The following is a 13,955-nucleotide window of genomic DNA, read 5'->3' on the forward strand; positions in this document are numbered from 1 at the left end:
CGCCCACCGGCTCGGTCACCCCAACAGACCGCCCACCAGGCCCGGCTGACCGGAGGAGGTGCCTCCGGAGCCGGAGCCGCCCGTCGAGCCGGAGCCGCCCGAGGTGGGGCCGGAGGTGGTGCTGGGAGCTCCTCCGGCCGGGGAGGACTGCTGCGGCGGGGCCTGGCCCGCGGTGCCCTGGGTCTGACTGGGGGCGCCGGTGGTGGCGCCGCGGGTCGCGCCCGGGGTGGTCGCCGCGCCCGAGGAGGGCGACGTACCGGCGGTGGCGCCCCGGGTAGGCGCGTGGGACGCCGACGGCGACTGCGAGTGCCGGCGGCCCGGCTCCTGCGGCAGCGGGGAGCCCGGCAGTTCGTTGCGCGGGGCCTCGCCGGGCCCGGGGACGACCACGCGGTCGGCGTCGCGGACCGCGCCACCGAGCAGGGACCCGGTGAGCAGCGTGAGGCCGGTGACGATGGCCGTGATCAGGGCGCCCCGGCGCAGCACGTAGAGGCGCAGCTCCCAGATGTCGGCACGGGGGCCGAGGCGGCGCCAGGCACCGCCCGCGAGACGGCCGTCCACGGAGTAGACGGGGGCGCCGGCGATGATCAGCGGGGACCAGGCGGCGAGGTAGATGATGTCGGGGGCGTCGTAGACGGGGACCGTCTTCCAGCTGACGGTGACGATGAGCGCGGCGGAGAGCAGGGCGCCGAAGACGGCGGCCACCCGCTGCCAGCAGCCCAGGACCGTGAGGACGCCGACGAGGACCTGCGCGAAGGCGATCACGAGGCCCGAGCCGACGGGGTGGTGCAGCGCGAACTGGCGCAGCGGCTCGGCGACTTCCCAGGGGTGCAGGGTGTTGAGCCACTTGACCATGGAGCCGCGCTTGCCGCCGTCGAAGTAGACGGGGTCGCAGAGCTTGCCCATGCCGGCGTAGATGGAGATGAATCCGAGGAAGATGCGCAGGGGGAGCAGGACGACGCCGAGGTTCATGCGGCGGCCGGGGTAGTAGGCGTGCCGCGTCGGGTCGCCGCCGTGGCGCCTGCCCTGGCGGTCCTCGCCGTCCCGCCCGTCCGCCTCGTCGAAGTCCTCGAACTCCCGCTCGCCGTAGGCGGGTTCCTCGTCGTAGGCGCTGCCGACGGGACGCATGTCGGGCAGCAGGCGGGTGCCGCCGGTGTCGTCGTGGGTGCGCTGGGGGCCGACGAGGGGGGTCTCGACGGTCGCGTCCAGCTCGTCGTAGATCTGGTCGTAGGTGCTGCCGGCGACCTCGACGCGCGGGATGACCTGGGTGGCTCCGGCGTCGGCGGACGGGTCCTCGCCGTGCCGGACGCTGCCGCTGCGCACCGCCTGGAGCAGGCGGTGGGCCCCGGTGTCGTCGGGGGCGGACCGGCCGCTCCAGACGACGGGCCGCCGGCGGCCGCCGGCACTCGCCCCCGCCCCGGCCGCGACGCCCACGGCGGCGATCCGGGCGGTTTCGTCGGTGGTGGTCAAGTGCCGTGCGATCCGCGGGTTTTGGGCGCGCGTCGACGCGCCGAGCTGCACGCGGAAGCTGGCGTGATTGACGATGACCTGCGCCGGATCGCTCGGCACCTTCACCATGCTCAGCGCGGGAGCGTCGTCGAACCCGGAATCGAATCCCGACGAGCGGTCCCCCGTGGGTGTGCGGGGTGTTCTGGTGTCCACACTCATCTAACCGAGTGATGCGTGTTTAGGACACTGCCTTGACTCGCCTGATGTGTCCGGACCCCGTCAAGCTTGTCCCGGACGCCCAGATTGACCCGCACGGGTGAGTATGGGCACGGGTGTTCAGCCGCGTCGGCGCGCCGCCTCGTAGAGCACGATCCCCGCCGCCACGCCCGCGTTGAGCGATTCGGCGCCACCGGGCATCGGGATCCGCACCCGGAAGTCGCAGGTCTCGCCGACCAGCCGGGACAGTCCCTTGCCCTCGCTGCCGACCACGATCACGACCGGCCCGTGCAGGGCCTCCAGCTCACCGATCTCGTGCTCGCCGTCGGCGGCGAGGCCGACGACCGCGATGCCCGCCTTCTTGTACGCCTCCAGGGCGCGGGTGAGGTTCGTGGCACGGGCCACGGGCGTACGGGCCGCGGTGCCGGCGGACGTCTTCCAGGCACCGGCGGTCATACCGGCCGCACGCCGCTCGGGTACGAGGACACCGTGGCCGCCGAAGGCCGACACGGAGCGGACGACCGCGCCGAGGTTGCGCGGGTCGGTCACGCCGTCCAGCGCGACGATCAGGGGGTCCTCCCCCTCGTCGTACGCGGCGTCGGCGAGGTCCTCGGGGTGGGCGTACTCGTACGGCGGGACCTGCAGGACCAGGCCCTGGTGGTTGAGGCCGTTGGTCATCCGGTCGAGCTCGGGGCGGGGCGCCTCCATGAGGTTGATCCCGCCGCGCTCGGCGGCGAGCTGGAGGGCCTCGCGCACCCGCTCGTCGTTGTCGATGAACTGCTGGACGTAGAGGGTGGAGGCCGGCACGCCCTCGCGCAGCGCCTCGACCACCGGGTTGCGGCCGACGACCAGTTCGGAGGAGGACCTGCCGCCGCGGCCGCGCGGCGCGGGACGCCGTACCGTCTGCTTGGCCTTGGCGTTGGCGATGCGGTTCTTCTTGTGGCCCTTGCGCATCTCGGCGGGCGGGGTCGGGCCCTTGCCCTCCAGGCCCTTGCGCCGCTGGCCGCCGCTGCCGACCTGCGCGCCCTTCTTGCCGGACATGCGGCGGTTGTTGGTGGCCATGACCTACCTGTTCTCTACGGAAGTGTGTGCGTACGTCTATGCAGTGTGCCGCCCGGAGGGCCGGGCGGCACAATCGATCTTCGGATCGGGGGCGGGGTCAGCGGGGCCCGAGGTTCCAGCGGGGGCCCTGCGGGCCGTCCTCGATGACGAGCCCGGACTGGTTGAGCTGGTCGCGGATCGCGTCCGCGGTGGCCCAGTCCTTGCGGGCCCGGGCCGCCTCGCGCTGGTCGAGGACCATCCGGACCAGGGAGTCGACGACACCGTGCAGGTCCTCGCCCCGGTCGGTCTCGCCCGCCCAGTGCGGGTCGAGCGGGTCCAGGCCGAGGACGCCGAGCATGGCGCGCACCTCGGCGAGCCGGGCGACGGCCGCCTCCTTGTCGTCGGCGGCCAGCGCGGAGTTGCCCTGCCGGACCGTGGTGTGCACCACCGCGAGCGCCTGCGGCACGCCCAGGTCGTCGTCCATGGCCTCGGCGAAGGCGGGCGGGACGTCGGCCGACGGCTCGACGGCACCACCGGCCTTCTCCACGACCCGCTGGATGAAGCCCTCGATCCGCGCGAACGCCGACTCGGCCTCGCGCAGGGCGTCCTCGCTGTACTCGATGGTGGAGCGGTAGTGGGGGGTGCCGAGGTAGTAGCGCAGCACGATGGGCCGCCAGTGCTTGACCATCTCGCTGACGAGGACCGAGTTGCCGAGCGACTTGGACATCTTCTCGCCGCTCATGGTCACCCAGGCGTTGTGCACCCAGTACTGCGCGAAGTCGTCCCCGAACGCCTTGGCCTGGGCGATCTCGTTCTCGTGGTGCGGGAAGATCAGGTCCAGGCCGCCGCCGTGGATGTCGAAGGCGGTACCGAGGTACTTGTGCGCCATCGCCGAGCACTCCAGGTGCCAGCCCGGACGCCCGCGGCCCCACGGCGTCTCCCAGTCGGGCTCGCCCGGCTTGGCCGCCTTCCACATCGCGAAGTCCCGCGGGTCCCGCTTGCCGGTGATGCCCTCCTCGGCGGGCTGGCGCATCTCGTCCAGGTCCTGCCGGGACAGCTCCAGGTAGGACGGCCAGGAGCGCACGTCGAAGTAGACGCTGCCGTCCGCCTCGTAGGCGTGCCCGCGCTCGATCAGCCCGCGCATCATCTCGACCATCTCGGTGACATGGCCGGTCGCCCGCGGCTCGTAGGTGGGCGGCAGGCAGCCGAGCACGGTGTAGCCGTCGGTGAAGGCCCGCTCGTTCTCGTAACCGATGGACCACCAGGGGCGGTTCTGTTGCTCCGCCTTGGAGATGATCTTGTCGTCGATGTCGGTGACGTTCCTGATGAACGTCACGTCGTAGCCGCGGTACTCGAACCAGCGGCGCATGATGTCGAAGTTGAGCCCCGACCGGATGTGCCCGATGTGGGGGGCCGCCTGCACGGTGGCGCCACACAGGTAGATCGAGACACAGCCCGGCGTGAGCGGGGTGAAGTCACGGATCTGCCGGGCGCTGGTGTCGTACAGGCGAATAGTCACGACTCCAGGGTAGTGGGCGCCGGGCAGTGCCTCGCGACCTTCCGTTCAGGCCGCACGTATTCGTGACACCGGCGCTCGGTTCCGGCCGTCACGGCCGGCCGGGAGCACCCTTTCGCGACCGGATCCGGGGTGCTCCCGCCCTCCGTCAGCCCACCCGCACCACGAGTGCCGTGGCGACGGCCATCAGGCCTTCGTCCCGCCCCGGGAATCCGAGGCCGTCGGTCGTGGCCCCCGAGACGGACACCGGCGCCCCGGCCGCCTCGGACAGCAGCTTCTGCGCCTCGTCGCGCCGCTTGCCGATCTTCGGACGCGGGCCCACCACCTGTACGGCGACGTTCCCGATCCGGAAGCCGGCCTCGCGCACGATCCGGGCGGCCTCCGTCAGCAGGGTGACGCCGGAGGCGCCGGACCACTCGGGGCGCCCGGTGCCGAAGTGCTGCCCCAGGTCACCGAGTCCGGCGGCGGAGAACAGCGCGTTGCAGGCGGCGTGCGCGACGACGTCCGCGTCGGAGTGGCCGGCCAGGCCCGGCCCCTCGCCCTCCCACTTCAGGCCGGCGCACCACAGCTCGCGCCCCTCCTCGAAGGCGTGGATGTCGGTGCCGATGCCGACCTGGGGCAGCGGGTACGGCTCAGAAGCCATCGTTGAGCCTCCTGCGGGCCAGGACCGCCTCCGCGAGGACCAGGTCCAGCGGGCGGGTGACCTTGAAAGCCTCCTCGTGGCCGGGGACGACCACGACACCCAGACCGAGCCGCTCGACCATGCTCGCGTCGTCGGTGACGTCCTCGGTGACCTCCTCATGGGCCCGGACCAGCGTGGCCCGGTCGAAGCCCTGCGGGGTCTGTACGGCACGCAGCCGGGCCCGCGACGGAGTGGCCACCACCGGTTCGGGCTCGCCCGGGTCCGCGGGGCCGACCTCCTTCACCGTGTCGGCGAGGGGCAGCGCGGGGACGACGGCCGGTGCTCCCGCCCGTACCGCCTCGATCACCGCGTCCACCGTGTCGACCGGCACCAGGGGCCGCGCTGCGTCGTGGACCAGCACGATGTCGTAGTCGGGGGGCAGGGCGTCGAGGCCGAGCCGTACCGACTCCTGGCGGGAGTCACCGCCGGGGACCACCAGGAAGTCCGTCCGCTCCGGCAGCGCGTGGGCGTCGAGGAGCGACTTGACCTCGGGTGCGCCGTCGGGCGGGGCCACGACGACGACCAGGGAGACGGCGCGGGAGGCGGCCATCGCGCGGACCGCGTGGACGAGCATGGGGGTACCGCCCAGCGCGCGGAGCGCCTTGGGGGCGCCCGGGCCGAGGCGTACTCCTCGGCCGGCGGCCGGGATCACGGCCGCGGTACGCGGCTCCGTAGGCGAAGGGCGCGAATCGTCAGACATCGGTTCCTGTCAGGTTTGTGTGCTCGGCCTGGTTGGGTATGGCCTGGGAAGTGCCGGGCGCGACGCCTTGACCGGACCCTTCCGTGACCCTGGTCGAGCCAGCTGCCCGGGCCCGGCACACCAAGTATCGGGGGCACACCCCGAGAGGACGTACCGGCACGGCGCGCCTGGGTACGAACATGCCGCAGCGCCCGGCGACGGAAATACGTCATCGGGCACCGCGGCATTTCGATGTACTGAGTGCTGAAGCGGGCTTGCGCCTGCGTCAGTGGTTCAGGACGCGAGGACCTCGTCGAGCAGAGCCTCGGCCTTGTCCTCGTTGGTGTTCTCCGCGAGAGCGAGCTCGCTCACCAGGATCTGGCGGGCCTTGGCGAGCATGCGCTTCTCACCGGCGGAGAGTCCGCGCTCGCGCTCACGACGCCACAGGTCACGCACGACTTCCGCGACCTTGATGACATCGCCCGAGGCGAGCTTCTCCAGGTTTGCCTTGTAACGACGCGACCAGTTCGTGGGCTCCTCGGCGTACGGCGCGCGCAGCACCTCGAAGACCCGGTCCAGCCCGTCCTGACCGACCACATCACGTACGCCGACGAACTCCGCATTGTCCGCTGGCACACGTACCGTCAGGTCACCCTGGGCGACCTTCAGCACCAAGTAGGTCTTGTCCACGCCTTTGATCTGGCGAGTTTCGATGGCCTCGATCAGCGCGGCCCCGTGATGGGGATAGACCACGGTGTCGCCAACCTTGAACGTCATGTGACAGGTACCCCTTCCGTGGCTATCCAGGGTAACACGGAAACGGCGGGTTCTGAATGGCGTTTTCGCAGGTCAGGGCATATCTCGGGGCTTGACAACAGCAAGAGGAACGTGCTGCGCGGGCCGAGCGGAAGGAGGTATTCGCAGGTCGGAGGGCCTCTGCGGGGGAGGTGAAACCCGTACGTTACACGCATCTGGAGGTCCTCACGAGGGGACGAACATCCCCATATGTCCGGTTCCAGATGTGCGACTTTCGCTACTCCGTTCGGTGCCGGGTGTCACTTCCGCGTCGATTCGGAAATTGATCACCGGGGGTCGGCCGCGCGGCCCGTTGTGGCCCACGTGATCAATTCCGGGAAGGACCCCGCATTCCTTCACCGAAGATTTGCGTGCCACGGCTGGAACTATGACTCGGGCGCTTATGTGAATGCCGGACGAGCACCCGCGCCACCCCCCTGCCGGGGGAAGCCCGCACGTTGAGGGAGGGTCGGGTGCGGCGGCGCGGGAACGGCTCGGTAACCTATGGCCGCTGACAGATACTTAGGGCGGCTTTATCGGCCGCCACGTTCGAGTCAAGGAGTTGCCGCCGCCGTGAGCAGCAGCCTTCGACGCGGCGCCCTCGCCGCCGCCGCCATCGCGTTCTCGATCGCCTCGCTCGCCGCGTGCGGCGCCGGATCCGATGCCCAGACCCTGCAGGTCAAGCCGGACAACGCGGCCGTAAAGGTCGGCGACATCCAGGTCCAGAACGCGTTGATCATCACCCAGCCCGACCTCCAGTCGACGGGGCCCGCCGTGATCTCGGCGACCGTCTTCAACAACGGCAAGACCGCACAGACCCTCGACTCCATCACCCTGCCCGGCACCGGCAAGACCGCCGAGCTCAAGCCGGCCAAGGGCAGCGGCCCGCTGACGGTCCCCGCGCACGGCTCGCTCGTGATCGGTGGCCAGGGCAACGCGTCCGCCTCCCTGCCGAACAGCCGCGAGGCCGTCAAGGACGGCAACGCGCAGAAGATCACCTTCACCTTCAGCACCACCGGTGACGTGAGCCTGCGCGGCTTCGTCGTCCCGGCGGAGAGCTACTTCAGCAAGTGGGGCCCGAGCACGATTCCCACGACCGCCCCCAGCGCCACGCCGACCAAGGGCGCGTCGGGCTCCCCGACCCCGTCCAACTCGGCCTCCCCGTCGACCTCGATCTCGGCCACGCCGACCGGCTCGGCGTCCGCGAGCGCGTCGGCGGGCTGAGCCCGCACACGTGACAAGGGCGGGACCTCGTGACGAGGTCCCGCCCTTGTCGTGTCCGTGGGCCCCGCCGACCGGCCCACGGTCTTCCTACGGCTCGAACTTGTAGCCCAGCCCGCGCACGGTCACCAGGTACCTGGGCGCGCCCGGGTCCGGCTCGATCTTGGCGCGCAGGCGCTTGACGTGGACGTCGAGGGTCTTGGTGTCGCCCACGTAGTCGGCGCCCCAGACGCGGTCGATGAGCTGCATGCGGGTCAGCACGCGGCCGGCGTTGCGCAGGAGCATCTCCAGCAGGTCGAACTCCTTCAGGGGCAGGTCGACCTTGGAGCCGGAGACCGTCACCACGTGGCGGTCGACGTCCATGCGGACCGGGCCGGCCTCCAGGGCGGCCGGGGTGACCTCCTCGGGCTCGCCGCGGCGGCGCAGGACGGCCCGGATGCGGGCGACCAGCTCGCGCGAGGAGAACGGCTTGGTGACGTAGTCGTCGGCCCCTATCTCCAGGCCGACGACCTTGTCGATCTCGCTGTCCTTGGCGGTCACCATGATGACCGGGACGTTCGAGCGGCCGCGCAGCTGGCGGCACACCTCGGTACCCGGCAGCCCGGGCAGCATCAGGTCGAGGAGGACGAGGTCGGCGCCGTTGCGCTCGAACTCGTCGAGTCCGTCGGGGCCGGTGGTCGCCACGGCGACCTCGAAGCCCTCCTTGCGGAGCATGTAGGACAGGGCGTCGGAGAAGGACTCCTCGTCCTCGACGACGAGCACTCGGGTCACGGAAGGACCTCCGGGGCGGGAAGCGGTTCGTACGGGGATGACTCGGTGAGTTCGCCGGTCTCTTCGTCGAGACCGTCGAGGTAGGGATGCTGCTGGGCGCGGTCACGGGCCGCACCCGCCTCCGGCAGCCTGAGGGTGAACGTGGAGCCCTGGTTCTCGGCGCTCCACACCGTGACCTCCCCGCCGTGCGAGGCGGCCACGTGCTTGACGATCGCCAGTCCGAGGCCCGTACCGCCGGTGGCACGGGAGCGGGCCGGGTCGACGCGGTAGAAGCGCTCGAAGATGCGCTCCTTGTCCTTGTCGGATATCCCGATGCCCTGGTCGGTCACGGCGACCTCGATCATGTCTCCGCCGGGCGCGGTCACCCGGCGGGCGGCTATGCCCACCCGGGTCCGGGCCGGGGAGTAGTTCACGGCGTTCTCGACGAGGTTGCCGAGGGCCGCGGCGAGCTGGCCGCGGTTGCCCCAGACGTGCAGGTCGGCGGTGCCGCCGGCGGCCATGGTGATCTGCTTGGCGCCGGCCTGGTGGCGGCAGCGGTCGATGGCCTCGGCGACCAGCTCGTCGACCCGGACGGGCTCGGCGTCCTCCAGCGGGTCGTCGTTCTGCACCCGGGAGAGGTCGATGAGCTCCTGCACCAGGTTGGTCAGGCGCGTGGCCTCTATCTGCATGCGTCCCGCGAAGCGCTCGACGGCCTCCGGGTCGTCGGAGGCGTCCATGACGGCCTCGGACAGCAGGGACAGCGCGCCTACGGGTGTCTTGAGCTCGTGGCTGACGTTGGCGACGAAGTCGCGCCGTACCGCCTCGATCCTGCGGGCCTCGGTGAGGTCCTCCACCAGCAGCAGCACCAGCCGGGAGCCGAGTGGCGCCACGCGCGCGGAGACGGCGAGGGCCTCGCCCCGGCCGGTCCCGCGGCGCGGCAGGTCGAGCTCGACCTGGCGTATCTCCCCGTCCCGCCGGGTGTCCCGGGCCATCTGCAGCATCGGCTCGACCGAGAGCCGGCCACCGCGGACCAGTCCCAGGGCGTACGCCGCGGAGCTGGCCTTGACGACGGCGTCGGCCTCGTCGAGGACGACGGCCGACGACCGGAGCACGGACAGAACGGTGTCCACACCCGGTGGAAGCACCGGGTCGGTGTGCAGAGAGGTGCGGGTGGGGCGCTTCTGCTCCCGCTCGCTCCAGCGGAACGCCAGCATGGCGATCACACCGGTGAGCACCCCGGCGATCGCTGCCGCTGCGGCGACCGCCGCGTTCACGTCCATGCAAACAGGTTAAGCAGGGGGTACGACATCACCACAGCCGTCGACGTGCGACCTCGAACACTCGTCGCCCAGAGTTCACCTTGGAGCCAGGGATGGTTCATTTGGGATGACGGAATCCGACGCGTTCCGGCCGGATCGTGGGAGCGTGGGGTTCACAGCAGCGGTTCGGCGGCTGGTTTCTGATCCCCGTAGCCCCGAGGCACACGTACGTAAGAGAGGGACCCCTGATGCGGGACGCGTACCACGAGGAACTTGATTCGATCGGCGACGGTCTGGTGGAGATGGCCCGACTGGTCGGGTCGGCGATCGGGCGCGCCACGACCGCCATCCTCGACTCCGATCTGAAGCTCGCCGAGGCCGTCATCGAAGGCGACCAGAGGGTCGACGAGCTCCAGCACGACCTGGAGGCCAGGGCCATAGCCCTGCTCGCCCGCCAGCAGCCGGTGGCGACCGACCTGCGGATCGTCGTCACGTCGCTGCGCATGTCGGCCGACCTGGAGCGCTCGGGCGACCTCGCCCAGCACGTCGCGAAGCTCGCGCGGCTGCGCTTCCCGGAGCGCGCGATCCCGCACGACCTGCACGCGACCATCCTGGAGATGGGCCAGCTCGCCCAGCGCCTCATGGCGAAGGCGGCCGAGGTCATCATCACCAAGGACGTCGACCTGGCGATGCAGCTGGAGCAGGACGACGACGAGATGGACCTGCTGCACCGCACGCTCTTCCAGCACCTGCTGGACGACCGGTGGAAGCACGGCATCGAGACCGCGGTGGACGTCACCCTCCTCGGCCGCTACTACGAGCGGTTCGCCGACCACGCGGTGGCCGTCGCCAAGCGCGTGGTGTTCCTGGTGACCGGTGAGCACGCGGACGTCCTGCAGACGGACATCCAGCCGGAGATCCAGCAGGTGGCGGGCGCCGAGGGGGCGTAACCGCCGAGGCCAGGGCGTGCGGACGCCACCGTGCGCCGTTGATGCGCCCAGCACAGCGGGCATGCAATGGGCACAGGCACCAGCCTCTAGGCCTCCAGGAGGACCCATGGCCGAAGCCCCCACCACGCCCGACCCGACGCAGGAGCGCGAGACGGACCGGCCCGCCGAGACCAAGAGCCTCCCGCTCTTCGGCGCGTGCGGCTGCGGCTCGGGCTGCGGCTGCGGGTGCCAGTCGGGCAATCCGTGTCAGTGCGGTTGAGTCACACGTGAGCGAAGGGCCCCGGTGAGCGCACCGGGGCCCTTCGCCCGTGAACGACAGGGCCTAAGCTCGGCGGCGACTTGATCCACAACACGTCTCGGGAGCGCCGGACCGGATGCCCGTCACCCACACCCCCGTTCACAGCAAGGTCGTCTCGGTCGTCACACCGGTGCACGGCGAGGCCGTACGGTTCCTCCCGAGCGCGTACGCCTCGCTGCACACCCAGCGGCTGCCCGAGGGCTGGTCGTGGGAGTGGTGCGTACAAGAGGACGGGCCCGGCGTGCACGCGGCCGCCCACCTCCCCGACGACGACCCGCGCATACGGATCTCGACGGCCCGCCACGGCGGCCCGCACGTGGCGCGCACGCTGGCCTTCGCACGGTCCACCGGGCGGTACGTGAAGAACCTCGACGCCGACGACCAGCTCACCCCGGGGGTCCTCGCCCGCGACATCGCCGTACTCGAGGAGCAGCCGGAGATCGGCTGGACCACCTCGCGCGTCAGCGACCTCCTCGAGGACGGCAGCACCGTCTCCTTCGAACTCAGCGACCCGCTGCCCGGCCCGCTCCCCCGGGGCGGCGCCTTTCCCTTCTGGGACGAGCACCACCGCCCGCCGGTCCACCCCGCCACCCTCTGCGTCCGGCGTGACCTGCTCGCGCTCCTCGGCGGGTGGATGGCCCTGCCGGCGTCCGGCGACACCGGTCTCCTCCTCGGACTCGACGCCCTGGCGGACGGGTGGTTCCACGGCGAGACGGGCCTGCTCTACCGCAAGCACGGAGCCCAGATCACCGCGCACCCGCACCACACCGCCGGCCCCGAATGGCAGGCCCGTATGTCCCTGATCCGCGAACACGCCCTGGCGCTGCAGGACTGGGCCGGCGTCCGAGGGCCGGCAATGGACGCATAAATCGAACACGTGCTTGAATTCGGGCATGCGATCGTTTCCCGTCGACCCGGCCACCGAGGCACAGCAGGCATGGAACGCCGTCCCCCGTCGGCCCGGGACGGCCGGGCGGGACGTGAGGTGAGCGGCTCGATCGCGGGCGGCGAGGGTGCGGGCCGTGTCCGCGCTGCCTCCTGATGCGCCACGGCTGCGGGCGATCCTGGCCTTCCTCGAGCAGCGGATCGCCGACAACCAGGCCGTCGGGGTCTACCTGCGGCTCCAGCGGGACGCGGTGCGCGAGGCGCTCGCCCGGGCCGAGGCAGGGCGGCGGCCGGCCCGGGGATCCGGCACCGAACCGCCGGGACAGCGGCGCCCGGTCGCGCCCGGTCGCGGTGGACAGCGGTCCACCGGCTTCGTCGTCCAGCGGAAACGCACCCCGGACGGACCCGAGCCGGCCATGATCCACACGGACGACTGCACCATGATCGACGGTCCGGCGCACCCTGTCCGGGGCCACGAGGCCCGCGCCGCCCTCACCGAACCCGACATCGCAGCGTGCACCTTCTGCCGTCCGGACACCGAGCTGGGAGTCCTCGAATGACGCACCGGAATGCGGGACCGTATGTCCCGGACGATCCTGAGGGCATGACCGGACCGATACGCGTGATCGTGCACCCGCCCTCCCCCACGGGCGGACGACGCGTACGCGTGGACGGCGAGATCCTCGGCCTCGCCCACAACGTCGTCGACGTCGCCGAGTTCCTCCGCCGCGCCGGCCTGGAGATCGACCCCTCAGAGGTGGCGGACTCACCCTGGATCGACTGGCGCGGGGTGGGACCGGAGCGGTGGGGGCCGGAGAGCGGCGCCTGAGAACGAGGCGAGGCGCCCGGCCCGCTCCGCCGTGCCACAGGACCCCGTCCCGGGATCAGGAAAGCAGCCCGGCCGTGTGAAGCGCGTCGAAGACCATCGCGTCGACGGCCGAGACCCGGTCCCTGTCGGCGTAGGTGAACCATGCCTTCTCGGCGATCTCCCGCGACGGAGTGAGCTCACCGCGGTGATCGGCGGTGTAACAGATCATCCGGAAGGGGCCGTGCTCAGGATGGCCCTCGCCGATCTCGAACGTGCCGACGTGCACCATGGAGTCGGGGTCGATCACCGCCCGCAGCTCCTCGTCGATCTCCCGCACCAGGGTCTCGCCGTCGGACTCGCCCGGCTCACGGTGACCACCCGGGAAGTAGAAGCGATCCCTGCCGTGACTACGCGTCACCAGCACCCGCGCACCCCGAACCAGAACCCACGCCACCTTCTCGGGCACACGGCCTTCTTCCGCCATGACCTGGGACCGTAGCGGCTTCGGGGGGAGGTGCTCACCCGCGTTTGCGGGACAGCGACACGGCCCCTTCCCGCGGACGAACCGCGGGAAGGGGCCTTGATCGTGCGGGGGTTACTTCTTCTTGCCCTGGTTCTTGACCGCCTCGATCGCTGCCGCGGCCGCCTCCGGGTCGAGGTACTTGCCGCCCTTGGTGACCGGCTTGAAGTCGGCGTCGAGCTCGTAGTACAGGGGGATGCCCGTCGGGATGTTCAGGCCCGCGATGTCGGCGTCCGAGATGCCGTCCAGGTGCTTGACCAGGGCGCGCAGGCTGTTGCCGTGGGCGGCGACCAGGACCGTGCGGCCGGCCAGGAGGTCGGGGACGATGCCGTCGTACCAGTACGGCAGCATGCGGATGACGACGTCCTTCAGGCACTCCGTGCGGGGGCGCAGCTCCGGCGGGATCGTCGCGTAGCGCGGGTCGCCGGCCTGGGACCACTCCGCGCCGTCCTCGAGCGGCGGCGGCGGGGTGTCGTAGGAACGGCGCCACAGCATGAACTGCTCCTCGCCGAACTCCGCGAGGGTCTGCGCCTTGTCCTTGCCCTGGAGGGCGCCGTAGTGGCGCTCGTTCAGGCGCCAGCTGCGCTGGACCGGGATCCAGTGGCGGTCGGCGGCCTCGAGGGCGAGCTGCGCCGTGCGGATCGCGCGCTTCTGGAGGGACGTGTGGACCACGTCGGGGAGAAGGTCGGCGTCCTTCAGGAGCTCGCCACCGCGGACTGCCTCCTTCTCGCCCTTCTCGTTCAGATTGACGTCCACCCAGCCGGTGAACAGGTTCTTCGCGTTCCACTCGCTCTCGCCGTGGCGGAGGAGGATCAGCTTGTACGGTGCGTCGGCCATGGGTCAGAGCGTAATCCACGCATTCGCCCGGTCGCGTGGCTGCCCGAAGGCC

At 71.2% G+C, this 13,955-nt stretch carries 16 protein-coding genes; 6 read left to right on the top strand and 10 right to left on the bottom strand.

The genetic code is table 11. From position 1 onward, the window contains the following. Positions 1-15: 15 nt before the first annotated feature. The 6 genes from ACIGDI_RS25835 to ACIGDI_RS25860 form a co-directional block, all read right to left on the bottom strand. Positions 16-1,665 carry a DoxX family membrane protein gene (locus ACIGDI_RS25835; RefSeq protein ID WP_399900883.1) on the bottom strand — a complete coding sequence of 550 codons (1,650 nt, stop codon included), beginning with the start codon at positions 1,663-1,665 and terminating at the stop codon, positions 16-18. A gap of 117 nt (positions 1,666-1,782) precedes the next feature. Continuing rightward, the gene (gene rlmB, locus ACIGDI_RS25840) at positions 1,783-2,724 is read right to left on the bottom strand and encodes a 23S rRNA (guanosine(2251)-2'-O)-methyltransferase RlmB (RefSeq protein WP_399900886.1); all 942 of its coding nucleotides are present in this window, start codon (positions 2,722-2,724) and stop codon (positions 1,783-1,785) included. A 97-nt stretch (positions 2,725-2,821) separates the two neighbouring features. After that, positions 2,822-4,222 (bottom strand): cysteine--tRNA ligase, encoded by a 1,401-nt coding sequence (gene cysS / locus ACIGDI_RS25845; RefSeq protein WP_399900889.1) that lies wholly within the window; start codon positions 4,220-4,222, stop codon positions 2,822-2,824. Positions 4,223-4,367: 145 nt separating this feature from the next. Further along, positions 4,368-4,862 (bottom strand): 2-C-methyl-D-erythritol 2,4-cyclodiphosphate synthase, encoded by a 495-nt coding sequence (gene ispF, locus ACIGDI_RS25850; RefSeq protein WP_399900892.1) that lies wholly within the window; start codon positions 4,860-4,862, stop codon positions 4,368-4,370. Beyond that, positions 4,852-5,601, bottom strand: a complete 750-nt coding sequence (gene ispD, locus ACIGDI_RS25855; RefSeq protein WP_399900895.1) for a 2-C-methyl-D-erythritol 4-phosphate cytidylyltransferase — start codon at positions 5,599-5,601, stop codon at positions 4,852-4,854. The genes ispF and ispD overlap by 11 nt, the downstream gene beginning before the upstream one ends. 273 nt (positions 5,602-5,874) lie before the next feature. Next, positions 5,875-6,357 carry a CarD family transcriptional regulator gene (locus ACIGDI_RS25860; protein WP_003953493.1) on the bottom strand — a complete coding sequence of 161 codons (483 nt, stop codon included), beginning with the start codon at positions 6,355-6,357 and terminating at the stop codon, positions 5,875-5,877. A gap of 591 nt (positions 6,358-6,948) precedes the next feature. On the opposite strand from ACIGDI_RS25860, the gene ACIGDI_RS25865 reads away from it, so the two are divergent. Further along, the gene (locus ACIGDI_RS25865) at positions 6,949-7,599 is read left to right on the top strand and encodes a DUF461 domain-containing protein (RefSeq protein WP_399900898.1); all 651 of its coding nucleotides are present in this window, start codon (positions 6,949-6,951) and stop codon (positions 7,597-7,599) included. 87 nt (positions 7,600-7,686) lie between these two features. Here ACIGDI_RS25865 and ACIGDI_RS25870 read toward each other — a convergent pair whose 3' ends face one another. Continuing rightward, positions 7,687-8,367 carry a response regulator transcription factor gene (locus ACIGDI_RS25870; protein WP_015659563.1) on the bottom strand — a complete coding sequence of 227 codons (681 nt, stop codon included), beginning with the start codon at positions 8,365-8,367 and terminating at the stop codon, positions 7,687-7,689. Continuing rightward, positions 8,364-9,626 carry a sensor histidine kinase gene (locus ACIGDI_RS25875; RefSeq protein WP_399900902.1) on the bottom strand — a complete coding sequence of 421 codons (1,263 nt, stop codon included), beginning with the start codon at positions 9,624-9,626 and terminating at the stop codon, positions 8,364-8,366. The genes ACIGDI_RS25870 and ACIGDI_RS25875 overlap by 4 nt, the downstream gene beginning before the upstream one ends. A gap of 227 nt (positions 9,627-9,853) precedes the next feature. Here ACIGDI_RS25875 and phoU point away from each other — a divergent pair, with 227 nt between their 5' ends. The 5 genes from phoU (at position 9,854) to ACIGDI_RS25900 (ending at position 12,567) form a co-directional block, all read left to right on the top strand. Continuing rightward, positions 9,854-10,555, top strand: coding sequence for a phosphate signaling complex protein PhoU (gene phoU, locus ACIGDI_RS25880; protein ID WP_399900905.1), 702 nt, complete (start codon positions 9,854-9,856; stop codon positions 10,553-10,555). Between the two features lie 106 nt (positions 10,556-10,661). Further along, positions 10,662-10,814: a hypothetical protein gene (locus ACIGDI_RS25885; RefSeq protein WP_174267409.1), complete on the top strand. Its 153-nt coding sequence runs from the start codon at positions 10,662-10,664 to the stop codon at positions 10,812-10,814. A 115-nt stretch (positions 10,815-10,929) separates the two neighbouring features. Further along, positions 10,930-11,721: a glycosyltransferase family 2 protein gene (locus ACIGDI_RS25890; RefSeq protein WP_399900908.1), complete on the top strand. Its 792-nt coding sequence runs from the start codon at positions 10,930-10,932 to the stop codon at positions 11,719-11,721. A gap of 154 nt (positions 11,722-11,875) precedes the next feature. Beyond that, positions 11,876-12,298, top strand: a complete 423-nt coding sequence (locus ACIGDI_RS25895; RefSeq protein WP_399900911.1) for a DUF6233 domain-containing protein — start codon at positions 11,876-11,878, stop codon at positions 12,296-12,298. 44 nt (positions 12,299-12,342) lie between these two features. Next, entirely contained in the window at positions 12,343-12,567 is a 225-nt protein-coding gene (locus ACIGDI_RS25900; protein ID WP_383677346.1) for a hypothetical protein, read from the top strand. Between the two features lie 55 nt (positions 12,568-12,622). Here the strand turns inward: ACIGDI_RS25900 and ACIGDI_RS25905 are convergent, their stop codons facing one another. Together ACIGDI_RS25905 and ACIGDI_RS25910 are read right to left on the bottom strand one after the other, a co-directional pair. Further along, positions 12,623-13,030 (bottom strand): NUDIX domain-containing protein, encoded by a 408-nt coding sequence (locus tag ACIGDI_RS25905; RefSeq protein WP_399900915.1) that lies wholly within the window; start codon positions 13,028-13,030, stop codon positions 12,623-12,625. A gap of 111 nt (positions 13,031-13,141) precedes the next feature. After that, positions 13,142-13,903, bottom strand: coding sequence for a phosphoglyceromutase (locus ACIGDI_RS25910; RefSeq protein WP_399900918.1), 762 nt, complete (start codon positions 13,901-13,903; stop codon positions 13,142-13,144). Between the last annotated feature and the right edge of the window lie 52 nt (positions 13,904-13,955).

Origin of the sequence: Streptomyces sp. NPDC085900 (assembly GCF_044540925.1) — a bacterium.
Classification (GTDB): domain Bacteria; phylum Actinomycetota; class Actinomycetes; order Streptomycetales; family Streptomycetaceae; genus Streptomyces; species Streptomyces gilvifuscus.